The sequence below is a fragment of the Virgibacillus subterraneus genome (assembly GCF_900110695.1).
Classification (GTDB): domain Bacteria; phylum Bacillota; class Bacilli; order Bacillales; family Amphibacillaceae; genus Lentibacillus; species Lentibacillus subterraneus.
This window is the reverse complement of sequence record NZ_FOEH01000003.1, coordinates 295,188-319,681: the sequence shown is the minus strand read 5'-3', so window position 1 is coordinate 319,681 and position 24,494 is coordinate 295,188. Positions and strand designations below refer to the sequence as shown.

Here is a 24,494-nt window from a genome sequence, read left to right as displayed (position 1 = left end):
CAACAAATTTTCTAGTTGTCTGATTAACAGTATTCCTATTCCCTTAAGGTTGACTTTGGAAGATTAAGTCTCAATGATTGGATTTTGCTTATCCAGATTTATATTCTTCAATCTCCTTCTTTTATTTAGTCATTTCAATCTAAAACTCAACGAATTTCTTGTAGCTATTCCAGCCATTGAGGATAGTGTTGCTGCAAGTAAGTTTGGTATGCAGCATATTGTTCTTCCGTGCTAGATTCATAGGGGGGGAGTAAACGCAAAGGAAATTGTGAGTCGATCAATTTACAAAAAACTTTGTCATAGGCTCCGTCCATATGACCAGAACGAATGGATTGAAACAGACCTTTTAATAACCCAGAAAACTCCGTCTGAAAACCAGCAAGACTAGACAGATCACGGTTTAAAGCTGCTTGATAGAATTTCTGCGCACGTGCAATGTGACTATTTCCTATTGATATAAGCAGACCACATTCACCACCGATCATGTGTGCATAACCAAATCCTAGCTCTCCTAGAAAAAATTGAAGTGGACTATCTGTCTCCATCAATTGGTGCACGATGAATGTATCTTTAGTTGTGAATTTCGCCCCTGCAAAATTAGGGATATCATTGGCCAACTGAACATATTCATCCACTTGTAGCAGTCGTTTTGAACGCATTAGATTATAATGCAGAAAACGACAATCCGGATAAGGATCACAAAGTGCATGGACAAAATCAACCAATTCTCGATCAGCTAAGGGTCCCCAGCTTGGCAATGAAAATTGGAAATCTCGAATGCCTGCTGCATAAGCCTTCCTAAGACGTTCAGACATCGTCTCGAAGGACAGACTAACTAAACCAACCATCGGATGCAAATCAGGACCCTGCATTTCTTGCACAAATACGTGGACAATTTCATCAAACTGGGCATCCGAAACAGCATAACCTTCCCCGGCTGTTCCAAACAGATAAATGTGATGAATACCTTTATCTTTCAAATCCTTGATGTGCTTGCGGAACATGTCTTCCATAAACTGATGGGATTCATCCCATGGTATACATGCTGTAGCCAGAATGGTTCTAGGATATCTCTTGTTTATCACTTTGACCCCCCCACGGATAACAATCTACCTATTTTGCACGCAAGACTAGCGGTTTTTGCCACGTGCGTTAACGGGAAGTATTCTTTCAAACCTTCCTTGTCTAAATCCATGTAATTCATCTGCCAAGTTTATAACCGGGCAAACATGATTAGGAATAATTTCAATCACATCGCCAACCTTTAGGTCTGTATGACCTCGAACCTCGACGATTCCATGCTCTTCATTCACCGCTTGAATAATTAGTTCTTCATGACCCTTAACATAACCAAAACCTTCTTTTTCTACTGGCTCACGGGCCAATGTCTTGCTACCAGCATCAATGATGATGCGATCTTTACTAGGATGCGAAACGACGGTTGCAAAAACAGTGACAGCACAATCTTCCTTTTTTGCTCCACCGTTAAGCATCGTTCCCCGATCGTTATATACGTACATGCCGGGTCTCACCTCTGTTGCATAAGGTAAATCCTTTATAAATCGTGCAGTAGACGTCGACCCTACACTAATTTCCTGAATATTAACCCCCAGCTTTTCACAGGCGAGCTTTGTTTCATGCAGAATCGTAGCCTCTTCAATAGCCACTCTTTTGATTCCTTCATCCGAATCTTCTTTGCCTGCATGACCGGTATGACTCATTAAGCCACGAACTTCAATGAAAGGAAGGTTAGCTATCTCGATAATGGATGGTACACTTTCCTCAGGACTTTTCCCCATTCGAAACAACCCACAGTCAACATCAACATAAATCGGGATTATCTTCTTATGCGCCTCCCCTATTTCATTGATTCCTTTTGCTACTGCAATATCATCAAGAGCAACCATTAACTCATTGCGCTTGAGCAGTTCACTGAAGCGCTGCAGTTTCTTCTTACCCATTATTGGGAAAGCGATGAGGATATTGTTAATCCCTGCTTCACCCATAACTTCAGCTTCACCCAGCTTTGCTACAGTAATGCCAATTGCCCCAGCTTCCAATTGTTTTTCGGCAACTGTTGTGCTCTTATGTGTTTTCGTATGAGGTCTAAGCTTAACATTGGCTTCTTTAGCTAATTGTGCAATACGGTGAATGTTCCTGTCCATGACATCCAGATCAAGTGCCAAAAATGGTGTATCACTAATAAAATCGTAGTCGTTGATATTCATATTTGTTTACACTCTCCTTTCATCTATTAGATCATATAGTGATTGTAACCAGTTCAAGTCTGTAGGCGTTCCCACTCTATCCCACGCCTACCATGCAGTCCAGCCACCATCCACGGCTATATTTACCCCCGTCACATAGCCAGACGCTGAAGAGGCCAAAAACACTATTGTTCCCGCTACCTCATGTTGTTCACCGACACGCTTCAGCATGGTTTTATCGGCTAAATTGTTCTGGAAATCTTGATCATATTCCTGACTGGGCTTCGGAAAAGGGCCAGGCGAGACGCTGTTTGCTCGAATATTATCTTTGGCCAAATGACCGGCACAGTAACGGGTCAATTGAATGACACCACTTTTTCCCGCCCCGTAATTGGGCGGATTGTTCGCCTCGCTGGATCCGTATATTCCTGGATTAGGAGATACCATACCATACATGGAGGCGATATTCACGATACTGCCCCCTCCGTTCTGACGTAAATAGGAGATACTCTCGCGGGTGCAGCGGAAAGCAGTGCCAACCGACCCATCTATCCCAATGTCCCATACTTTATCACTCATCTTGTCAATGCCTGTATCACCGTAACCCGCTCCATAATTGGCATTGTTGACTAGAATGTCTAACTGACCAAAGTTGTCTGCAGATCTCTCGAACATGTTGCAAATTGATTCAGTATCGGATACATCACAGCGCACATGATAGAGCTTCCCTTTCTCTTTATAAGGAAACAGACGTTCAGGAATCTCTGCCGGATCTGCCACGGTAACATTGGCTCCGTGTGCCAACATTGCCTCAACCATACATGAACCAAGATAACCGGAACCTCCTGTGACTACAGCTGTTTTCCCCCTCAATGAAAACATTTCTTTCATCTGCATATATCTCCCTCTCCTATGTCATTTATTTTATTCCTTATAACTTTGAAATAACTCTATGTTCGTGGAAATTTACCCGTCTGTTTATTCACCGAATTCTAGAACAACTTATGTGAAAGGGATTTATTTGCTCCAAAAAAGAGTGTTGACGACTTTCTCTGGCACTTGTGCTAGTCGTTGCATACATTCCTGACGAACCTGCTCCGGCAACTCCGGACCTTCCATTAAGGACAATGTAGAAATCAGTTGTTCAAGGTTCTCCACCCCAATCACTAAACTGTGCACAACATCAAGATCACGAATAAACGATACAGCCAGTTGGGCAATCGATAATCCACTTTTAAAGGAAATATCCTGTAAAATACGTAGTGGTTCATAAGCCTCGACAAGATGAGCCGGTAATTCATCCGCTTTAAAAAATAGCACTCCCTGCAAAAATATACTTCGGGCAAAAACAATCTTCTTTGCTTCCTTAAGCTTCTGAAAACCTCCGTTATGAAACATACGATGATCCAAAATGTTAATCGGAAACTGCACCACTTCGTACAACTCATCCTTCACGAAATCCCAGATGGCTTGTAATTGTTCATCCGTATTGGCACCGAAGGAGACCCCTGCTTTGTCAACAAGACCTTCACTCCTCATTTTCTTTAAGACAGCCGTCACCGTTGTTCCATGTCGAAGCAATATGTCGGGATTATGTATCAGCAGTGCAGGCAACTTGTTAATCTTCAAATGAGTCAGGCTTGTCTCCACCTGACAATACATGTTTTTTTCCAATTCCACTTCAGAAGTATGAATACTGTATTCAGGATTGGATTTTGTAATGATGGTAGCTTTGTCCTTATCTGTGAAGAAGGACCCCAGTACCTGTTCAGACTCTCCGTAAGCATGTGCAGTATCGAAGGAACACACGCCTGCTTCTAAAGCATTTCTCAAAATAGAAAACGAAGCATCTTGATCAGGTCGTCCTTGTTTATTGGCAATGCCATAATCCATGCCCAATTGCACAGTACCTAATGTGAAAGGGGAAATGTGCAGTCCACTGACTGTTTCCTGTTGCATATGATTTTCCTCCCAAGTAATGAAAATGTAATCATGTAAATACTACTTACACAATAAAGGTCTATTATTTTGCTGTATAACCACCATCTACTGGAATATTTGCTCCTGTAATATAAGCAGAGGTATCAGAAGCCAAAAAGACAATGATGCCTTTAATATCTGTATCATTAGCCATGCGATTAAGCATCGTACGTGTATTGTATCGTTCCACAAATTCAGGTGGAGTCCGGTAAGATTCAATCCCACCCGGACTGATACAGTTACAGCGTACATTCGATTGCCCATAGTAACTGGCAACATATTTTGTGAAGTTCACCATACCCCCTTTGTGAAAGAAATAATCTGGGGGACTGTCTTTCAAACCTTCATCGTATAGCCAGCCATCCGGGCCAATCATTCCCATCATGGAGCCCATCTGTATAATCGAGCCGCTTTTTTGCTCATACATGACATTGCCGATAATTTTGGTAACAGAATACATGCCCGTCGCATTAATTTCCATACTTTGGGAAAATTGAGCTGTATCACTATTCCAACCGGTTTCCATTACCCGGGCAACAGCATTATTAACCAGGATATCGATTTTCCCATGTTCTTTTAATAAATTATCTCTAACTTTTATGGTAGTATCTTCCTTGGTTTGGTCCATGTACAAAGCATGAATATCTACACTTTCATCCTGTTTAAATTCTTGTTTCACATCCTGCAGTTGGTCTTTATGTCGTGTCGTGACATAAGTGCTTGCTCCTGCTTCTGCCAGTGCTGATGTAACTTGACGTCCGTACAATCCGGTCCCGCCTACCACTAGGGCTACTTTTCCCTTTAATGAAAAAGAATCAAGGACGTTCATTTTTCATTACTCCTTTCCTCTTTGTAATCTTTCATGCCTCTAAAAAAGTGCAACATTTGCATTTATTCAATTTTATGCTTAATTTGTCCTTCCAACATGACCCATTGAACATCAACTTTATCCTTAATAATCAAAAGGTTCGCTTTTTTACCTACTTCTATGCTCCCCAAGTCGCGATCAACACCAAGTAATCTGGCTGGATTAAGCGATGCCATCTTGCAAGCGTCTACAATCCCTACTCCGGTATGCTCCATCATGTTACGCACAGCGGAATCCATAGTTAGCAGACTACCGGCCAGGATTTCCTTCTCTTCTCCTCCTGGAGTGTGCTCATTCCCTTGCAATATACAAACATCCGGACCATTTGCTTCATCAACGTATCCTGTTGCATCCGTAATGATAATCACACGATTTACACCCTTAGTTTTGACAATCAGTCGAAGCATCAGCGGACGTACATGGATCCCCCCACGATCAGGAATTACTTCGGCATACATATCATCATGTAGCAACACTGCTTCATGCACGCCAAGTTCCAAAGTGCCGTCAAAACGAGAGTTGTTCGGTGTAGAACTTGAAGCATTAGTCAAGTGACAACCCACTCGCAACCCAAGGCGATGCCCCTCAAATATTGTGTCCGGAGTAGCCTCAGAATGGCCAACAGAAAACACAATTCCATATTCACAAGCTTTTTGCATAAATTCCGTCTGCCCATTCAGTTCAGGTGACAGTGTCCATAACTTGATCTGCTCTCCAGCAAGTTGCAGGATTTCTTCATATTCTTTAGGGTTTACAGGTCGAATAGGGGCGGTAATGGCTCCATATTTCGGGTTAATATAAGGTCCCTCCATATGAATACCCAAAACAGTTGAAAATCTCTGTTCCATCGCATTCAGTACCTCAGGCAAGGCATTCATTATCTCCAAATGTGACTGGTTATAGACGAAGGTTGGCAGAATACTTGTGGTTCCATGTTGCAGATGGTGAGATGTAAATTTATCTATATGATCCTCGTAGAACATACCTGCCAATCCTCCGTGACAGTGAATATCGATAAAACCGGGGATGATGTAATGGTTTCGTTCGTCATATACACTCTTAGCCTGCTGTATTTTTTTATCATCCCGTCTGCCGACAGCAATGATTCGATCCTTTTCTACAACAACCATACCGTTTTCAATCAGCCCGAACGGCGTGACAACACAGCCGCAAATAATAGTTTTTTCCTGCATATTTTAGCCTCCCTTGTCAAGTTGGAGATTAAATCAAAACTATTGCTACATTTTTATCACTTTCCCTCATATATATTACAATGTTTAGGCATGCCCACCTTTAACAGATTGTCGATGATGTCTTTACAATACTGGCTCAAACCAAAAACATCAGCACCTACACTAATAAATTGATATCCCATTTCGGTCAGAGACTCAAAATTTTGCACGCCTCCAACAGTACCGGCAAATTTCCCCTTTTCTTGAGCAATATGGGCAATCCTTTTGCGCATTTCTGTGATTTGGGGATGATTGAATTGCCCTGGGGCACCGATGGCCTGACTGAAATCACCGGGTCCAAAAAAAACCATATCTAGGCCAGGAAGGGAAATAATTTCCTCCAGTTCATCAATTGGCACCGGGTCCTCAATCTGTAAGATATTGAAACGTTCACGGTTAGCTTGTTCCATATAGTCGGTAAGATTAATGTTGCAATAAGCCCCATCAGCATTTCCTCCATCAAGTGGCCGCAAGCCTAGGGGATGAAATTTCGTATACTTAATGATTTGTTTCGCATCAGCTAGGCTCAGGACGTGAGGTACCATAATACCTGCAGCGTCCATTTCCAAAGGCTTAATGTGATCACTGTAACTTCCTCTCGGAACACGGACAATGACATCAATCTGATGGGCCTTTCCGGCCAATATCTGCTTTTCTATAGCAGATAGGTCATTGGGTACATGTTCCATATCTGTCCACAAACAGTCAAAGCCGGCCATCGCGGCAATTTCAATGACCCTCGCATCAGCTAGATTAATTTTCATGCATGTGGCAGTCTGACCTTTACGTAATTTGCTCATGACTCGACTAGGGCGCATACGAACTTGATCGTACATATTTTGGCCTCCTGTGCCATTTTTTATCTACCTACATCATTACTCCGTTCAATTAACATTCTGAAATATCTGCTAGAAGAACTTCCTTTCCACCCAGTTCCCGACTACGAATACCGGCAATAATCATCTTCATGAGTTCAGTTGTTTCAGCAAATGGGAAAGGTCTTTCACCTGTTCTGAGATAGTAAATAAATGATTCCAGTTGTGATTTAAAAGCAAAGTAAGAATCCTCTGATTTTGTCTGCACGTGTCCCTTTGTTCCGCAAAGTTGCAAGAGCCCCGATCCGCCGAACATGTCTTGTGTTGCTGTCACAACGATATCAGCTCCACACTCATGCTTAAAGTGCACCACATTGCGCTCATAAGATCCTGTATTGACCGCAGAAATAAATCCGGAACCGACAATGGGATAGATAGACTCCAAAGCATGAATACCATATCGCTCCCATGTTTTGGCTGTGGTAATGCTAACACTGCGAAGTTCTCCCAGTTCGTGCGTGGTATGTCGGTAGGGCATAAATTCCTTGCAATAGCGCATTCCACTGGAAGAAAGAATCATGGATCCGGAGGATACCCATTCGGAAAAGATCTTTAAATCCTGTTCGTTATCCACCAGTGGCTTATCAACAAAAATTGGTAGCCCTGCCTCCACAAAAGGACGGCATCGATCAACATGCTCATACCCCTTGTCTGTTGCTACAATGACGGCATCAACCTCCCCAATGACGTCCTCCGCCTTATCCACAATGTGAGGAATAAAAGAAGCATTTGAGACTTTTCCCGCATCTCTAGAGTCATCCGTCCAAATGTGTGTTACCTTGGCTCTATCAATACCAAACGTATGAGCTGGTTGCTTTTCAAGATAATCTGGGATGCCAGAAAACGGACAAGCCTTCATTTCCTCCTTATTGTAACCATTAAATATAGCGCTCCACGAATAAGGGTGTCCGTTGCCATCGACCATGCCCAACATAGCAAGTCTAATATCCCCCTCTAGAACTAGTGCTTTGTTTGTTTCACCATGCATTCTCACACCTCTTCCTCAGATTTTTTGTATAACTAAAATCTGACTCGTTAAGACAATTTAATCACTTGTCCTCCATCCACAACAAGACAGTGCCCCGTCATATAACGGGAGTCATCAGATGCCATAAACAAGGCGGCACCCGCAATGTCTTCAGGTAGCCCCACCCTTTTCATTGGGATGGTTTTCAAATATTCCTTTATGACCGGTCTATTCTGAATAGCTGGACGTGTAAGACGTGTTTCGATAAAACCCGGACAGAGGGCATTAACACGAATGTCTTTTTCTGCAAGCTCCAATGCCATAGACATTGTCAGTAGATTTATACCACCCTTACTTGTATTGTAATGGGCCTGATTATCCTCTGCCTGTATACCATTAACACTGGACATGTTGACGATGTTACCTCCCTCTCCTCGTTTCACCCATTCTCTGGCCACCCGCTGAGAGCTTAAAAAGGTTCCCTTTAGGTTAATGTCCAAATGTTGGTCCCATTCTTCTTCTGTTATGTCAAGTACAGGTTTGGAATGGCAAATGCCCGCGTTGTTAATCAAGATATCGATGCGACCCCATGATTTCAGGACGTAATCTACCATTCTATCGATTTCACTTTTAGACTGTACATCAGCCACAATGGATAGTGCTTCGCCACCTTTAGACCTGATAATACTAGCTGTTTCCTCTAACGCTTCCTTTCCACGGCCCGATATGGCCACTTTTGCACCTTCCTGAGCAAAACAGAGTGCGACCGCTCGCCCGATACCTAAAGATCCTCCTGTAATCAAGGCAGTTTTACCGGCAAGTCTCATGTGGCAGCTCCTTTTGTGGTGGACTCAGCAGCCAGACGTCTCAACGCCCGTTCCACAGTATCCAATGTTTCCAAAACATCCTGCCGGTCATGAACGGCTGAAATATACCATAAGCCACTCGGACGGACAAGAACTCCTTCCTCGAGGAGGATGGCAGCAAATTCGGTATACTTTGCGGCATCCCGTTTTTGAAAAGTAGCAAAATCACGTACTTCTGTTTCCTCTATGAACATCATGTGAAAGACCGGCCCCAGGTGATTGATAAGACCCGGTATTCTATATTTTTTCAAACACGCACGTATCCCCTGAACCAATTCATCTGTCAAGTCATCCATGCGCAGAAAGGCTGCTCCATCGTTCCTGACCAACTCTTCAATGACGGTCAAAGCAGCAGCAGTGGAGACGGGGTTTCCATTCAAGGTCCCCAGATGATTGACTTCTCCGCTTTCTACAAGCTGCATCAGTTCCCTCCTGCCCGCAACACCACTAATGGCAATGCCCCCACCCATTGCTTTGCCAATCGTCGTCAAATCAGGTGTAACACCTAGCCTTTCCTGGGCTCCCCCAGGTCCAAAGCGGAATCCGGTAATGACTTCATCTAGGATCATAACAATACCTTGTTTAGACGTCAGTTCTCTCATTTTTTCCAGATATCCAGTCTTTGGTATAATACAGCCATTGTTGCACATGACTGGTTCGGAGATGACAGCAGCGATTTCATGCCCGTGCTCATCCAAAGTGGATTCCAGTGCTTCCACATCATTCCAAGGAAGTAGGATGACATCTTCCAGACTTTTTTCACTTTGCCCACCAGTTCCAGGTGATATACTAACTTCGTCTTGTTGACTAATATCCTGAGTCATATCAGGGGTCAGAAAGGCGGTAAAGATGCTATCAGACCAGCCATGAAAATGACCATGGAAACGAACAACCTTGCGTTTACCCGTATGAGCCCTCGCCAATCTTAGTGCAAGCATAACTGCTTCGGTTCCTGATCCACTCAGTGAGACACTGTCTGCACTGGGTAGAAGCTCTGTGATACGCCGAGCCAAATCGATTTCCCCCTGATGTTGTAAACCGTATGTATATCCTTTTTGCATGCTCTGGTGAATGTTTCCCGTCAGTTTTGGGTGGGCATGACCCAAAATTAGGGGTCCATATGCCAATAAATAATCAATGTATAGATTCCCATCAACATCCTCCACACGGGACCCTTCTGCCTTTTCAACAAATAAAGGTGTAGGTTTCATCGAGGCACGTAAAGAACTAGCCACCCCACCAGCCAAATATTTTTTTGATTCAACCATCTTTTCTACCGATCTTTCAAACTTAAACATTAAACTACCTCCTAGTTTTTTATCACTATACCAAACGATAAACTATTCGATTTGAATCATTCAGAACAATCTAAGGGGTACACGGGACGATTGACATGTTTGTATGCAAAGTGATTTAAATTGGCACTGCAGCACCCAGGCGTATCCACATTAATTTCATGCCTGGCCACAGCTCCAAATGAAGTTTTCCAGGCAACAGCGGACTTGACAACAATAATTTTGTAGTCTATCGGTTTTATGCCCACACTATGAACATGAGCAACATCAAAGGGTGGCACACGAAGCTCGGTAACGACAACAGTCAAATACGCTGACTCAATCACCGCAGTCTTACCCATGTTCCCTTCCTTTCCTGTCATATAAGGGCCTTCATGAACAAACCTACCATCATACAACCGTTTAATCCTCCCCTGTATCGGTACCGGTTGGCCATGAAGACGGTCACTCTTGCCTCCCAGTTCACAATCGATATCATGACCGACTCCCAATTCATGGGCTTTCTTAGCTACTTCAGCATCCCGTATGACCATCATACTTGGCTGTTCCAACTGGACTATATGTTCCAGCACGTGAGTTGCATCAGCAGGAGAGCCACCGCCAACATTATCAGATCCTTCTATCCAAATGACCGGTCCTTCGTTATACTTCAATGTTAATTCAACCGCTTCCTTAATCGATACCTCCTGGAAAACGAACTTTTCTTTTAAATCCCATGCGAGTTGTGATAAACTGTTTGCGCACTTCTGTGCCCACGCTTCATCGTTATTCGTCGTCACTATAAAAGACATGCCGGCATCCGGTATATCACTATACGGAAATCCTCCCGCTACTGTCACATTCAAAACTTGTGGATCGTGTTCTATTTCATGGGCGCGGTCCATAAGCACCTTCATCGGTAATGCAGATGTATCCATGGTTTGTGGTGTAACAAGCATTCCAGGAGCCTTCCAGGCTGCAGTCGGATTTATTTCATTTCGTATAGTAGCAGCAAGAATTTCCATTCCCTCAACAGCCCTTTCATACATATCAACATGAGGATAAGTATCATACCCCACAATACAGGTACTTTGTTGCACCATCGCTTCGCTCGTATTGGCATGTAAGTCAAGGGTGACAACGACAGGCAGTATATTACCTAGTTTTTTTCTCAGCCGCTTTAGAATTTCTGCTTCAACATCCGAGTAAGATTCAGAAACCATTGCGCCATGCAAAATAAGCAACAGTCCGTCCAGATCCTGAGGTATTGAACCTACAAGCGTATCTATCAATACCTCAATTGCTTCCCTGGTTACCATCGCACTGGGGGTTGTTTCCGTGATCAGGCCAGGAACTAGCTCCGCCCTTTCCTGTTCGGCTCCATCAATTGCTCCTCCCATAGAGGTACGGGTCTCACGGAATTTCTGGTCAAACACCCGCGCATCTTCTACCCAAGCACCTCGAAAATCATCTAGTTCTGTTCTGCCTGGAGCAAAGGAGTTAGTTTCGTGGAATATTCCCGCAACCCCTATTCTTATATTGTGATTCATCAGTTTTCCCTCCCTATACTCTGGAACTATTTTCTAGTTATCAATCCTGTAAAAATTATTTACATACAGTTTAAATTTGAAAAAAATTCTTGAACTTCTCAGAATGGCCAAACTGCACACAACATTAATTCGTATCATGTTCCTCTGACAAATTCTAGCTGATTGTATGTTCGTCTTGATAGCTATTTCCATTTAACACTATCGATCATCGATATACTCTATGTGACTTTCCTCTAGTCCATAGATCTTTATTTATGACACGCCCCTTTTAAAAATAACCCCTAAAGCAGCAAATGTTGTTCTTTCAATTAAACTAGTAAATATGCTAAAAAGTGAAACATATAATTTTAATTATTTTCATCTAATGAAACCTTTGTTTTATTTTATTAAAATTAATATATCACCTTCCTCCCACCTTGTAAACCCTTTCATTAATTCTATCCGAAGATTAATAAAATTATCACGCAGAAAACAAATGCAAATGTAGCAAAGGGCAACTATCGTATGAGGTTGAAATCATATATAAATGGTTAAACGCGGTTCAGGACGAGAAGTCCTTCATACTTGATCTCGAAAATAGCTTTTGTTATTCATACATATCCAACGAACCGTACATCTGAAAATAAGCACATTCTTCAAACAGACTTTCGAAAACCGTTTGGCATTACGTATATATAAGAAGTGAATACGTTGTTTCTTTCCAAAAAAGACTTATGATTTCAGGAACACTGTTATTTATCCAATCCAAGCGAACCGATACATATTGTCATGCCATCACCAGGGTTATCTACAATGTGTATCAGTCTACCCATGTCCTTTGTTCTTCATTATTCTAGGCATGCTAAAAATAGTAAACGACGGATTATCTGAATTCATAGCCAGTTTAATACAAATTCCTCGTCACTGGTAAAATTAACCAAATAATATACCAAATTCCTCCATTACTTTCCTCTGTTAAAGCCATATACTTCTCAATAACCTCTTGTTCATTTTTTTTGTCTTCTGGAAAGGTTAACCTTGGCAATTGGTTTCGGTACAATATGACTTCAAGTTTTATATCATTTTGCTCAATTTTTTTAAACATATTCAGTATGCTCATTTTTGCTTAACAGCTTCCATGATTTTTTTATGCAATTTCTCAACTTTGGGGTAAGTATCATTGGTAAGCGGCTCAATCGGCAATCGGGGCATGCCACAATCTACTCCGCGCAACTTTACAATTTCTTTAAGCGCAGCATAGGTTGGTAATTTAAGTATATCTGTGATAATTCCATTAACAATAAATTGCCATTTTCGAGCCTCAGTAAGGTTTCCACTTGTATATGATTGTTCAATCTTTAAAAATAATTCAGGCATGGCTCCATAAATACCACCAATTCCTGCATCCGCCCCCATAATTCTCCCGGCTAAGTATTGCTCGTCCGGTCCATTAAAAACAATAAAATCGTTACCGCCAACTTCTTTAAACTGTTGTAATTCATAGCTGCTGGGGGTAGTAATTTTAAGGCCAATAACTTGTTCATGTGCTACCATTCTTTGAAACAAATTCATGGAAATATGAAACCCTGTAGTTAGCGGTATATGATAAATAATGAATGGTAACGATGTACTTTCAATTATATGCATCCAATGGTTTTCCGCTCCTTTTTCAGACACCTTATAATAGAACGGTGGTACTGCGGAAATGGCATCAACATGCAGGCCTTCCGCATGTTGGGCGATCTCCATGCTTTCACGAGTAGATATACTGCCGACTTGTGCAATGACCGTAACTCTTCCCGCATTTTCCTCCATCACTGCTTCGAGAACTTTCTTCCGTTCATTTACGGTTTGTAAAAAGCCTTCACCTGTGCTGCCACCCACATATAGACCACTAACACCTTTATCTATCAGGAAGCGGGTGAGCTTTTTTACTGCGTGTGTACTAATTGCCCCATTTGAGTCATAGCAAGAATTCATGGCTACAATAATACCCTTAAACTTGTCTAGTTTCATGTTCTTAACTCCTTTACAGTTTTAATTTTATTAGTTATGCAACCTATTGATAGTAGTTTCGGTATCCACTACAGACTAGTAATCTAATGATTCAGAAGGCCGGGGTCAAATGAATTAAAGAAAAAGATAAAGTACCACAGAGCGCATCGGTCATATACTCACACAGAGAGAATTCGCAACTTTTAGAAGTTTATTTTACGGAAGATTCCGTCTTTTTTTCGGAATAATAAGTCAAGAACTTTATTTTTTATTTATCACTGACCGTTAAAATATATTTATTAAATATCACCTTAAATTAAATTTGAAGTTGATCAATATCATAAACACCAACTTCCGGCCTCTGATCAGCGATTTTTTTTAAGCTCTTGGAATCTTTGTAACCGGCACCGGTTATTATACATACGACATCCGAGTCTTTATTAATTCGGCCCTCACTAAGCGCCTGTTCAACACCTGCTAACGAGATTGCAGAAGCAGGTTCACAAAGAATCCCTTCGTCTAAAGCGAGTTTCTTTTGCCACCTCCACGTTTTTGAGTCATCAATCATATGTCCCCAACCTTGTTGACTTAAGGCTTCCAATACTTCGTGTCCGTCAGGAGGATTAGGAACTTGCAGTCCAGAAATTTGAGAAGTTGAGTCACCGTCCAATGGATCAACTTTACTCTGTTCCCACGCTCTCACAATGTTTGAACATCCTTCCGATTGTACAGCAATAATATTAGGGACTTTAGAATCAATATCTCGTTGTCTGATTTCTTTAAAACCTTTCCAAATACCCGTAAACAATCCTCCACCTCCAACTGGTATAAATACAGCGTCAGGTACTCGGTTTCCCAAGTTTTGATAGACCTCAAATGATATAGTTTTTACAGCCTCCATTGCAACGGGGTTATATTTAAATGCAGTAATCATCATTTCCCAATTCAGATTTGTTGCATGGTCTTCAATAAAATTAAAGACCTTTTCACCGACTTTTTCACTTTCGCCAAAGTTCTTAATTCTTTTCACTTCTGCTCCGTGTACCAGCACCTGCGTCAATTTGGATTCAACGATATGCTCCAAGACAAGTAAATGATAGGGTATACCTGCCCTTGCTGAATATGCGGCAAACGAAGCTCCTGCATTACCGGAGCTTGTTCCAATACAAGCCGAACGGCCTTGTTGAATGGCCCTTGAAACTCCCATGGCAGCAATACGGTCTTTATATGATCCAGTTGGATTACTGGATTCCATTTTAAAATATAAAGAAGATAGTCCAATTTCGTCTGCAATTTTATTACTCTTTACCAATGGTGTATTCCCTTCTCCCATTGTTATTTGGTCTGGAATAGAGACATTAGGCAACAACTCTTCATATCGCCAAATTCCTGAATTACTTTCAGTTATGAATGATTCAATATTATGCGATTGCTTCATTATGCCCTCCTTAAGGTCTAAGTACTAATCCACCATCTACTCGAATATCTTCACCGGTTATAAATGAAGCATCATTGCTGACTAAAAAAACAACAGTATTTGCAACTTCTTCGGGCTCGCCGATACGCTGAATTGGACTTAACTGATTCCATGTTTCTTTTAATTTATCAGGATCATATGAGATCTCTAATGCTCTGTTATTCATGGGTGTATTAATAATACCAGGTGAAATACAATTTACACGCAAGTTGTACTTTGCATATTGCACGGCAAGATTCTTTGACATGGCTAACACACCACCTTTTGCAGAGGCATATGCAGCAGTATCTGGAAACCCTAGATGAGCTTCAACTGATGAAGTATTAACGATGGCGCTAGTTTTATTTTTTATCAAATGAGGAATAGCATATTTGCATCCTCGAAATACACTTGAAAGATTCGTAGTAATTATTTGCTGCCACAATTCCTCTGACATTTCTGTAATATCTGATCGGATACCAATAGCAGCATTATTGTGAAGAATATCTATTTTCCCATATTTATTTACTGTTTGGTTAATAAGACTTTTCATATCACTATCTACGCTTACATCGCATCTAAAAAAAAAGGCTTTACCTCCAAAATTCTCAATCTCGTTAACAGTTTCTACTCCATTTTCTTTGTTAATATCTGAAACTACAACAGCTGCACCTTCCAACGCTAACGCTACTGCAGTAGCTTTGCCAATGCCACTGCCTGCACCTGTCACTACAGCAACTTTACCCTTTAATTTCAAATAGACTTCCTCCCATTTATAACAATTTCAAGAGCTCTTAACTTCTACTTTAAGTTTTCTCCAGTAAATCCTACCTTGTCCTTCTTCAATAACCCAGTTCACCATTATATATTCATTGTTTCCTATAGGTATTGCAGAAGGTTGACCAAACTTGAGAGACGAAAAAACCTCTGCCATAGTATGGGATGATTTTAAAGGCATCTTCGGTTCCCAGACGACTTCCTCAAAAAGAATATTCCATTCTCCTTTTGACAAATCCACCATGTATGCATATATGCCAGGCTTATCAGTATCTTTACGGATACAGTGAAACGCCATAATCAAATTTTTATCAATGTGGACTAAATTTGCAGTCTGCCCCATGATCCCTGTCGATCTAGGCTGTGAAAATGAAGTCCCGTTATCTGTTGATATCGAAAAATGGTTGGGGAGAGTTTTACCGGATTGCATATCCTCATTCCAGGCAATCACAATAATTGTCCCATCAGCCAGTTGGCACATTCTCTGCTCGTATACTAAAATACTAGACTCTTTGAATCTCATAGTCACTGCATCATCGCCCCATGTCTTTCCACAATCATCAGATACCATCAGTCTACCACAAGGCCTATCATCGAACACACCATTCCATTTAGGGAAATTCGCAATAGGCATTGCCATCCTCCCATTTTTTAGTACCGACACTGGTGCAGAGGCTTCAACAGGCTCACTGAATGATGTGTCTAACTTTTCAACCCTCTCCCAGCTATGTCCGTAATCATTTGATTCAAGAAAAATAATATAATCTTCAAGAACACCTCCTGTTTCAGAATTTGCTACAGGTAATTCTGCATTCTCTCTTGGAAAACAGTACCCTACTGCAACAAGCCTATCTCCATTTACTTTTCCTATTTTTAGTGTGTCACTAACCTGCACCTCAAGTTTAGACTTGTCGAGTAATGGGCCTAGTACCTTCCATGATTTCCCTACGTCCGTACTTCTAACAAGCATAGTGGTAAGATCTACACTTTCAAATGCTTCTCCCATAACATAAGTTGCCATAATACTTCCATCGTCCATCATAGTTAGACTTGGAAAATATGCATGCCTGCTTCTTAACTGTGGCAGTGGATTATCAAACACAAAGCCTTCTTCAATCACTTTAATAGAATACATTTACCGTCTAACCTCCAACAAAGTTAATTATAACTTACTCCTCTACCGTTGAAACAAGGTGACAAGCAACGTAATGATTCTCAGAACCTTTAACTCTTTTAAGATTTGGTTCTTCTATTTTACATCTCTCTTCAGCAAGAGGGCATCTTGTATGAAAGCTACATCCATTTGGAGGATTGATGGGACTAGGAAGATCACCTTTCATAACATTTCTAATAGGTTCTTTGTCAAAATCTGGAGTAGGAATTGCTGATACTAAAGCTTCCGTATAAGGGTGCTTACAGGTTTTGTATAGTAGTTTTGCATCCGCAAGCTCTACTATTTTACCTAAATACATAACAGCAATCCTATCGCTCATATATTCCACTATACTAAGGTCATGAGCTATAAATATATAGGTAAGTTCTTTTTGTTCCTGCAAGTCTTTAAGTAAATTTAGAATTTGTGCTTGCACAGATACATCCAATGATGAGACCGGTTCATCACAAATGATAATTTCAGGTTCAATACATAGTGCCCTAGCAATACAAATGCGCTGTCTTTGCCCCCCAGAAAATTCATGTGGATAACGGTGCATAAACTCTGGTTTAAGATTTATCAACTCAAAAATTTCAGTGATAATTTTTTTCCTCTTTGATTTATCGCCCATCTTATGGATTTTTAACGGCTCTTCAAAAGCTGAATAAACTGTCTTTAAAGGATTTAGCGATGAGTACGGATCTTGAAAAACAATCTGTATTTTCTTTCGCATTTTAAATGATTCTTTTTTGCTTAAATTCAGTGCATTTTTTACTCCTGTTTCTGTATCATTGTATAGTAGCTCTCCTGAACTTGGATTCTGCAAGTTCACTAAACACTTTCCCAATGTTGTCTTACCACAGCCACTTTCACCTACAATACCAAATGTTTCCCCTTTGTTAACTGAGAAACTTACCCCATCAACAGCTTTCACTTGGCCTACAACCTTTTTGAAAGCCCCCTTTAAAACAGGATAATATTTCTTTAATTCTTTAATTTCCAATTTTATCTCTTTTTCCATCTTTTTTAATACTCACCTCCTTATCTTTGTATAGCCAGCATTTCACGTGGTGCCCATCCCCCAAATGAAACTCATTAGGAAAAACCTTGCATTCTTCAGTAGCAAATTCACATCTTGATGCAAAGGAACAGCCTTCTGGTAATGAAGAAGGATCGGGTGTACTACCTTTTATAGATTTCAGACGCTTTTCCTTGTCCATCCCTACAAAAGGCACTGATTGTAACAATGCTTCAGTATAAGGATGTTTAGGTGAGGTGAGTACTTGTCTGGTTGAACCATACTCAACAATTTTACCCATATACATTACAGCAAGTTCATCTGCCATATTTGCAACAATACCCAAATTATGAGTAATGAAGATAATCGATGTTCCATAATCTTCCTGGATTCTTTTCATAAGCTCAAGAATCTGTGACTGAATGGTTACATCAAGCGCTGTTGTCGGCTCATCAGCTATTAAGATACTAGGATTGCTTACCATGGCCATCGCAATTCCAACCCTTTGCTTCATTCCACCACTAAACTGATGAGGATAATCATTCATTCTAGTGTGAGCCATTGGAATTCCAAGCGAGTTTAACATATCCGCTGCTTTCTCTATTGCATGTTTTTTTGTTATTTTTTCATGTTGAAGAATATTTTCAACAATTTGATTGCCAATTGTGTATACAGGATTAAGAGAAGTGTTTGGATCCTGAAATATCATACCAATTTCCTTCCCCCTTATTGAACGCATTTGTCTCCCCTGTTTTTTCAATCCACTTAATTCTATTTCATTTCCATTTTTAATATAAGTGACTTTGCCATCTGTTATTTTCCCCAATGGAGGAAGCAACTGTGTGATTGAGTGAACCGTCACACTTTTCCCACACCCGCTTTCTCCAACAATGCCTAACGTCTTCTTACTTTTTAAGGAAAATGAGACATTATTTACAGCGTTAACAGTCTTATTTCCCGATGTAAATTGGGTTTGTAAATTTTTAACCTTTAATATAGTTTGTTCACTCAAATTTTAACCTCCACACTATTTTATATAGTATCTAGAAAAATAATTTTCTGTATAACCCTGTATAACTAAGTCTTTCAATTAGAAATTTTGTATTTTACATTCCCAAAACAAGGTTATGGCAAAAATCCCCTCTTGACATATGGGTCCCGGCCAAAAATATCAAGCCAAGACAATAAAATTACTCGATTTGGAGGAATAATATGCTATTCTATACAAAGCATGTAATCAGAACTTTACTCTAGACCCTTTGTTTGGCGCACCATGATGGTTCTGACCAATGCTTTTTTATTGATTAGGATCAATTAGATCTCTGAGACCATCACCAAATGTATTCACGCCTAAAACAAATAGAGAGATAACACTTCCTGGAAACAACCAGAGCCACCAGTATTCACGAACAACATCAATTGACTGGGCAGAATTCAGAATATTACCCCATGTAGGAGTTGTTGGTGGTACACCTAATCCAAGGTAACCTAAACCAGCCTCTGCTATTACATACAGAGCAGTAGCGAGAGTAACAGAAACAATAACTGGCGTAATAGCATTAGGTAAAATCTGACCAAAAATAATCCGTAAGTTACTCATGCCATAAGCTCGACAAGATTCAACAAAATATTCGTTTTTAAGGGATAGGAACCTTCCCCTAACTAGTCTATATTCACCAATCCAACCAGTAACAGCAAATACTATGATCAAATTAAAAACATCTTGTCCGAATATAGCAATAAATATCATGATAAGGACGAGAGCAGGAAATGACATCACAACTTCTGACAAGCGAAGCAGTATTCGGTCGACCCAACCTCCGAAGTAACCTCCAATACTACCAAAAATCACCCCCAAGAAAGCAGCACCTAATGCTCCGCATAGTCCAATAGTGATTGACAACCTGCCACCATAAAGAACCCTTGAGAATACATCACGACCTAGTTTATCCGTTCCCAAAAAATGTTCGGTTGAAGGAGGTTGAACTCTATTACTCAAATCGACACCGTTAGGACTATATGAAGTTAACAGATCAGCAAATATTGTTGCTAGTCCCAGCACAACAATGATAAATAGACCAAAGACAGCCAACCTATTTCTTTTCAAATTAGACCATTGCTTTTGTACAATACTGGATCTTGTTGTAACACTTTTCATCCGATTCAACCTTTCTCACCAAAAAATTTGGCACTATTCTTTTATTCAAATCTCACTCTGGGGTCTAACAGGGCTGTGATCAAATCGACTAGTAAACTTGCTAAAAGAATTACATATGACACCAGCAGAGTTGTTACCATAATAACAGGATAATCATTTCCGGTAACTGCCTCAATTATCATGCTCCCCATACCCGGCCAATTAAAAACGCGTTCAATTACAATTGTGCCGCCTACAAGGAATGGGAGACGAAACATAAGAATTAACACAACAGGCATCAAGGCATTCCTCAGGGCGTGTTTTGCATAAACAACCCTTTCGGGTATTCCTTTACTTCTTGCAGTTTTTATATAATCCTTGTTTAAAATATCTAGCATAGAACCCCGGGTAAATCTCATAACCGCGGCGGTAAGAGAAAAACCTAATATAAGTGCAGGCATGATCAAATGATCCGCTCTATCCAAAAATCCTTCTGTACCATACTCCAATCGTCCCCCAACGGGGAACCAGCCTAAAGTAACAGCAAATATTTGTATCGCACAAATACCCAAGAAAAAGTCTGGGATGGAAACACCAAGCACCCCGAATCCTTGACCGAAGTAATCTATAGAAGAATTTGGTTTTATTGAAGATATTAAGCCTAACAGAATTCCCAAGATTGAAGATATGAACAATGCTGCACCGGCAAGTTCAAACGTTGCTGGTAATCTGCGAAAGATAACATCTGAAATTTTCGCTCCATTAACAAGACTATAGCCAAGCTCCCCCTGAATCAAAGACCCAGCCCAAGAAAAATATTGTACGTATATGGGATCATTAAGACCGTATTCTTCTTCGAGTGCTTCTCTGTCAAAATCAGCAGTCATTTCCATTGGATCAATAAGGTGAGTAAGTGGATCACCTGGTGCTAATTGGAGCCCAGCGAAAACAATAATACTTGTGAGTACAAGTATAGGAATTACTGCTAAAAGCCGTTTAATAAAGTATGACAGCAATTTTCAAATCTCCTTTCAATCTTATAACCTTGTTTATATGACAATATCTCTATCAAAAATATGAGGAATAAAAGGGTGTATATTAAATCCACACCCTTTCAAAAGTACTTTATTAATTAAAATCTAATTATCAATTTTTTAATTGCCAGTTTTCTAAATGTCTCTTATAATCTACCCACTCATTTCCGTATTCCCCTGCTGTCTTTAGTCTTGATTCATTTACAGCTGCGTAAACATTCATATGGTAGAATGGAAGGATATATAAGGATTCAGCTTGTATTTTATCAATTTCTTTTATTAATCTTGCTCTATCCTCAAGGTCGCTCGTCTGAGCCAGTTCTTCCTGTAAGGAGAACACTTGATCATATTGATAGCCATCCCATACAGTTTGGAACATCAAACTGCCCTCTGAATAAGATTGAATCGCTGAGGCAGGATCTGGTTGGGATAAAGCTGCGTAAATAATGTCATAATCTGCTTGATGATAAATTAACTCCAATAGGTCTCCTTTTAATAGGCTAATTTCTGTCTTGACACCTATTTCCTCTAGATAAAAAGCAACAATATTCATTAAATCAACCGTTTCTTGATTATCATAATAATATGCAATTTTAAGTGGTTGACTAAAATCAAACCCTGCTTCTTCTAACAATTCCACAGCCTTATCCGGGTCATACTCATATTTTTCTATATTTTTATTATGTTCGTCAGCAAATGATGGAGGTACATGACCGTCTGCAACTTCTGCTTGTCCTTTGAATGTCTCCTCAACGATAGTTTTCCGATCAATGGCATGAAGAATCGCCTGTCTAACTTTAATATCCTCAAGTTTCTGACTTCCTTTCATATTTACCATAAAATATCTGTTGTAAATTTGAGGTACTTTATGAACTTTATAACCAGGTACCTTAGATATCTGGTCAACTAGATCTACATTTCTCAAAGCTCCAATATAGTCCAACTCTTTTGCTTGTATTTTCGGTAAGACCTTACCTTCAGGTATTCGTTGATAGAGTACTTTCTTAACATTGGGTTCGGGGCCATCATAATCTTCAAATGCTTCTAACACAGCATATTCACCAAATTTAACTTCTGTAATTTTATATGGACCTGTACCTATCGGTTTTTTCCAATACGGATCCTGTTGTAGTTTAACAATATCTGCATCACCCAATAAATGTTTAGGAAGTATATCGAAATTCGATATTTTTTGCAAAAACATTCCGTAAGGATACCGCAATTCTATACTGACAGTATTTCCTTTTATCTTTACACCTTCCAGATTATCTACTTCTCCTTCTTTATAGGCTTCATAACCTTTAATAGCATCAAATGCGTACCAAGTATCAACAGCGGTCGGAAACTTTATCGCTGTTTCAATACTCCACTTGACATCTTCGGCTGTAAATTCCTCACCGTCATGCCATTTCACAACATCCTTTAGTGTAAATGTGTAAGTCAATTCATCGTCAGAAACCTCATATTTTGCTGCCAAATCCTCATGAACATTTTTCATATCTGCATCACGCTTTAGCAACCCACGGTTAATCCAATATTCAATGCCATTAGGGTTATCAACCCAAAATGTTCTAAAGGTTTCTCCAAACACTTCGCCATTTCCGTCTCCCACTAAAAGAGCTTCATTACTTGCTTCAGTTTTGGCGTCGTTGCTATTATCATTACTTGATTCATTGTCTAATGAATCTGTCTCATTTGTGACTTTTTCATCATTACTACAAGCTGACATCAATATTGCAGAAAACAATAGCATCATAAAAACTATCAATACTTTTTTCATTACCATACCCCTTCTCATTAACTTCAAGGTAATACCCCCCAATATTATTTGAACATCCCTTATCGTAATCAACAGCTCCCCTTGTTCGCCTCCTTCTTTAAAAGACTTTAGACACCTTTAAACACCGTCTTAATTGTTCGAGACTCGTATTAATTAGACAATAGTGAATAAACTAGCAAGATTAGTTTATTCACCTATTAAAACCTTAATTTCATTAACTAAAAATAATATATCATCACTCGCACAACTTGTAAACCCTTTTTATTGAATTTTTTGAATTTTAATAAAGTCTTTTATAGAAAACGAAACTGGCCATCACAAGAGATATTCAAAATTCCGTAAAACGACAATTTTGAACTTGACTCAAAATTAAGATTATTTGTTTCACTTGACAAAACTCGTATTTTATTATTATCATTTACAATTACAAATAGTGATATCCGAAACGGTGAAAAGGTATAAACTAGCCGTGAACACTTTAAGGAGTGATTTAATGAACAATGAAACAGATAAAAAAAGATACACGATCCATTCAATTGAAAAAGCGCTTGATGTGCTGGAAATTCTCTCCCGACATGAATTTATGAGCTTAAATGAAATTGCCGAGCAACTTTCGCAGCCAAAATCGTCTCTGTATCGTATTCTACTTACATTAGAATTACGAGGGTTCATCAGTCACAACAGTGACAAAGGTTATGGTCTTGGTTTCATGCAACTGTCCCTAACGAGAAATTTGCTGGAGGAAAATTCTTTGCGATCAGCTTCCTTGCCTGATATGAAAAAACTGGCCGATAAATATGGGGATACTGTGAATCTGGGTGTTTTGTCCCATGGAGAAGTCATTTATCTGGAAATCATTGAAGGAACGTATCCCTTGCGCATGACAGACTCCGTTGGCACAAAATGTCCGATACATGCCACTGCTATTGGAAAGGCAATTGCCGCACATATACCAGAAGATGAAGTCCGTACGATTCTGCAAGAAAACGAAAGTATCCAATTCACAAACAATACAATCACCCATACAAAGGACTATATGGCTGAACTGGAACAAGTTCGCGCTAAAGGATATGCACTCGATGATGAAGAGCAGGTAGAGGGGGCCAGATGTATATCTGCTCCGATTTTCGATATGCTCGGTAAAGTCATTGGAGCCATCAGCATTTCCGGAACCGTTCACCGCTTCAGTAAAGCGAACATTCCTTCAATTGCTAGAGATGTCATGAAAACGACTCGTAATATCTCTCTGAAACGGGGTTTTCAACACAATCAAACTTAACTAAATAGAAGAGAGTAAATCAATAATATAGTTACAGTCACATTAGAAATCCCTTCTAAATCTTTCC

General features: G+C 40.1%; 22 protein-coding genes. 1 reads left to right on the top strand and 21 read right to left on the bottom strand.

Annotation, left to right across the window (positions count from 1 at the left end):
* Positions 1–164: 164 nt before the first annotated feature.
* The 21 genes from BMY13_RS11230 to BMY13_RS11130 form a co-directional block, all read right to left on the bottom strand.
* Positions 165–1,085, bottom strand: a complete 921-nt coding sequence (locus BMY13_RS11230; protein WP_175476780.1) for a dihydrodipicolinate synthase family protein — start codon at positions 1,083–1,085, stop codon at positions 165–167.
* Positions 1,086–1,130: 45 nt separating this feature from the next.
* Complete coding sequence (locus BMY13_RS11225; protein ID WP_092504636.1) at positions 1,131–2,228, bottom strand: alanine racemase; 1,098 nt, start codon at positions 2,226–2,228, stop codon at positions 1,131–1,133.
* 87 nt (positions 2,229–2,315) lie between these two features.
* Entirely contained in the window at positions 2,316–3,104 is a 789-nt protein-coding gene (locus tag BMY13_RS11220; protein WP_245736086.1) for an SDR family NAD(P)-dependent oxidoreductase, read from the bottom strand.
* 120 nt (positions 3,105–3,224) lie between these two features.
* Positions 3,225–4,166 (bottom strand): aldo/keto reductase, encoded by a 942-nt coding sequence (locus BMY13_RS11215; protein WP_092504634.1) that lies wholly within the window; start codon positions 4,164–4,166, stop codon positions 3,225–3,227.
* A 64-nt stretch (positions 4,167–4,230) separates the two neighbouring features.
* On the bottom strand, positions 4,231–5,016 hold the full coding sequence (locus tag BMY13_RS11210) for an SDR family oxidoreductase (RefSeq protein WP_092504631.1): 786 nt from the start codon (positions 5,014–5,016) through the stop codon (positions 4,231–4,233).
* 62 nt (positions 5,017–5,078) lie between these two features.
* Positions 5,079–6,248 carry an N-acetylglucosamine-6-phosphate deacetylase gene (gene nagA, locus BMY13_RS11205; protein ID WP_092504629.1) on the bottom strand — a complete coding sequence of 390 codons (1,170 nt, stop codon included), beginning with the start codon at positions 6,246–6,248 and terminating at the stop codon, positions 5,079–5,081.
* 56 nt (positions 6,249–6,304) lie between these two features.
* Positions 6,305–7,123 carry an HpcH/HpaI aldolase family protein gene (locus BMY13_RS11200; RefSeq protein WP_092504627.1) on the bottom strand — a complete coding sequence of 273 codons (819 nt, stop codon included), beginning with the start codon at positions 7,121–7,123 and terminating at the stop codon, positions 6,305–6,307.
* A gap of 52 nt (positions 7,124–7,175) precedes the next feature.
* Positions 7,176–8,150: a Gfo/Idh/MocA family oxidoreductase gene (locus BMY13_RS11195; RefSeq protein WP_092504625.1), complete on the bottom strand. Its 975-nt coding sequence runs from the start codon at positions 8,148–8,150 to the stop codon at positions 7,176–7,178.
* A gap of 47 nt (positions 8,151–8,197) precedes the next feature.
* Positions 8,198–8,956, bottom strand: a complete 759-nt coding sequence (locus BMY13_RS11190) for an SDR family NAD(P)-dependent oxidoreductase (protein WP_092504623.1) — start codon at positions 8,954–8,956, stop codon at positions 8,198–8,200.
* The gene (locus BMY13_RS11185; protein ID WP_092504621.1) at positions 8,953–10,293 is read right to left on the bottom strand and encodes an aspartate aminotransferase family protein; all 1,341 of its coding nucleotides are present in this window, start codon (positions 10,291–10,293) and stop codon (positions 8,953–8,955) included. Before BMY13_RS11185 ends, BMY13_RS11190 begins: the two co-directional genes overlap by 4 nt.
* A gap of 56 nt (positions 10,294–10,349) precedes the next feature.
* Positions 10,350–11,819, bottom strand: coding sequence for a M81 family metallopeptidase (locus tag BMY13_RS11180; RefSeq protein ID WP_092504619.1), 1,470 nt, complete (start codon positions 11,817–11,819; stop codon positions 10,350–10,352).
* An 883-nt stretch (positions 11,820–12,702) separates the two neighbouring features.
* Complete coding sequence (locus BMY13_RS11175; protein ID WP_139184818.1) at positions 12,703–12,903, bottom strand: hypothetical protein; 201 nt, start codon at positions 12,901–12,903, stop codon at positions 12,703–12,705.
* Between the two features lie 11 nt (positions 12,904–12,914).
* Positions 12,915–13,814 carry a dihydrodipicolinate synthase family protein gene (locus BMY13_RS11170; protein ID WP_092504615.1) on the bottom strand — a complete coding sequence of 300 codons (900 nt, stop codon included), beginning with the start codon at positions 13,812–13,814 and terminating at the stop codon, positions 12,915–12,917.
* Positions 13,815–14,109: 295 nt separating this feature from the next.
* Positions 14,110–15,231, bottom strand: coding sequence for a threonine synthase (gene thrC / locus BMY13_RS11165; protein ID WP_092504613.1), 1,122 nt, complete (start codon positions 15,229–15,231; stop codon positions 14,110–14,112).
* A 10-nt stretch (positions 15,232–15,241) separates the two neighbouring features.
* Positions 15,242–16,006, bottom strand: coding sequence for an SDR family NAD(P)-dependent oxidoreductase (locus BMY13_RS11160; RefSeq protein ID WP_092504611.1), 765 nt, complete (start codon positions 16,004–16,006; stop codon positions 15,242–15,244).
* 27 nt (positions 16,007–16,033) lie between these two features.
* Positions 16,034–17,161: a sialidase family protein gene (locus BMY13_RS11155; protein ID WP_092504609.1), complete on the bottom strand. Its 1,128-nt coding sequence runs from the start codon at positions 17,159–17,161 to the stop codon at positions 16,034–16,036.
* Between the two features lie 34 nt (positions 17,162–17,195).
* Positions 17,196–18,200 (bottom strand): ABC transporter ATP-binding protein, encoded by a 1,005-nt coding sequence (locus BMY13_RS11150; RefSeq protein WP_092504607.1) that lies wholly within the window; start codon positions 18,198–18,200, stop codon positions 17,196–17,198.
* On the bottom strand, positions 18,172–19,209 hold the full coding sequence (locus BMY13_RS11145; protein WP_092504605.1) for an ABC transporter ATP-binding protein: 1,038 nt from the start codon (positions 19,207–19,209) through the stop codon (positions 18,172–18,174). Before BMY13_RS11145 ends, BMY13_RS11150 begins: the two co-directional genes overlap by 29 nt.
* Positions 19,210–19,494: 285 nt before the next feature.
* A complete protein-coding gene (locus tag BMY13_RS11140; RefSeq protein WP_092504603.1) occupies positions 19,495–20,355 on the bottom strand; it encodes an ABC transporter permease in 861 nt (286 codons plus the stop codon).
* Positions 20,356–20,396: 41 nt separating this feature from the next.
* Complete coding sequence (locus BMY13_RS11135) at positions 20,397–21,350, bottom strand: ABC transporter permease (protein WP_092504601.1); 954 nt, start codon at positions 21,348–21,350, stop codon at positions 20,397–20,399.
* Between the two features lie 130 nt (positions 21,351–21,480).
* On the bottom strand, positions 21,481–23,148 hold the full coding sequence (locus tag BMY13_RS11130; protein ID WP_175476779.1) for an ABC transporter substrate-binding protein: 1,668 nt from the start codon (positions 23,146–23,148) through the stop codon (positions 21,481–21,483).
* Positions 23,149–23,617: 469 nt separating this feature from the next.
* Between BMY13_RS11130 and BMY13_RS11125 the strand changes: the two genes are divergently transcribed.
* Positions 23,618–24,427, top strand: a complete 810-nt coding sequence (locus tag BMY13_RS11125; RefSeq protein WP_139184817.1) for an IclR family transcriptional regulator — start codon at positions 23,618–23,620, stop codon at positions 24,425–24,427.
* The last annotated feature ends 67 nt before the right edge of the window (positions 24,428–24,494 follow it).

Bases quoted from the DNA above. Each gene is read 5' to 3' on its own strand.
- thrC (WP_092504613.1), bottom strand. From the start codon at position 15,231: ATGAAGCAATCGCATAATATTGAATCATTCATAACTGAAAGTAATTCA.
- BMY13_RS11155 (WP_092504609.1), bottom strand. From the start codon at position 17,161: ATGTATTCTATTAAAGTGATTGAAGAAGGCTTTGTGTTTGATAATCCA.
- BMY13_RS11200 (WP_092504627.1), bottom strand. From the start codon at position 7,123: ATGTACGATCAAGTTCGTATGCGCCCTAGTCGAGTCATGAGCAAATTA.
- BMY13_RS11210 (WP_092504631.1), bottom strand. From the start codon at position 5,016: ATGAACGTCCTTGATTCTTTTTCATTAAAGGGAAAAGTAGCCCTAGTG.
- BMY13_RS11225 (WP_092504636.1), bottom strand. From the start codon at position 2,228: ATGAATATCAACGACTACGATTTTATTAGTGATACACCATTTTTGGCA.
- BMY13_RS11220 (WP_245736086.1), bottom strand. From the start codon at position 3,104: ATGCAGATGAAAGAAATGTTTTCATTGAGGGGGAAAACAGCTGTAGTC.
- BMY13_RS11190 (WP_092504623.1), bottom strand. From the start codon at position 8,956: ATGAGACTTGCCGGTAAAACTGCCTTGATTACAGGAGGATCTTTAGGT.
- BMY13_RS11175 (WP_139184818.1), bottom strand. From the start codon at position 12,903: ATGTTTAAAAAAATTGAGCAAAATGATATAAAACTTGAAGTCATATTG.
- BMY13_RS11150 (WP_092504607.1), bottom strand. From the start codon at position 18,200: ATGGAAAAAGAGATAAAATTGGAAATTAAAGAATTAAAGAAATATTAT.
- BMY13_RS11185 (WP_092504621.1), bottom strand. From the start codon at position 10,293: ATGTTTAAGTTTGAAAGATCGGTAGAAAAGATGGTTGAATCAAAAAAA.
- BMY13_RS11215 (WP_092504634.1), bottom strand. From the start codon at position 4,166: ATGCAACAGGAAACAGTCAGTGGACTGCACATTTCCCCTTTCACATTA.
- BMY13_RS11195 (WP_092504625.1), bottom strand. From the start codon at position 8,150: ATGCATGGTGAAACAAACAAAGCACTAGTTCTAGAGGGGGATATTAGA.
- BMY13_RS11180 (WP_092504619.1), bottom strand. From the start codon at position 11,819: ATGAATCACAATATAAGAATAGGGGTTGCGGGAATATTCCACGAAACT.
- BMY13_RS11130 (WP_175476779.1), bottom strand. From the start codon at position 23,148: ATGAAAAAAGTATTGATAGTTTTTATGATGCTATTGTTTTCTGCAATA.
- BMY13_RS11170 (WP_092504615.1), bottom strand. From the start codon at position 13,814: ATGAAACTAGACAAGTTTAAGGGTATTATTGTAGCCATGAATTCTTGC.
- BMY13_RS11140 (WP_092504603.1), bottom strand. From the start codon at position 20,355: ATGAAAAGTGTTACAACAAGATCCAGTATTGTACAAAAGCAATGGTCT.
- nagA (WP_092504629.1), bottom strand. From the start codon at position 6,248: ATGCAGGAAAAAACTATTATTTGCGGCTGTGTTGTCACGCCGTTCGGG.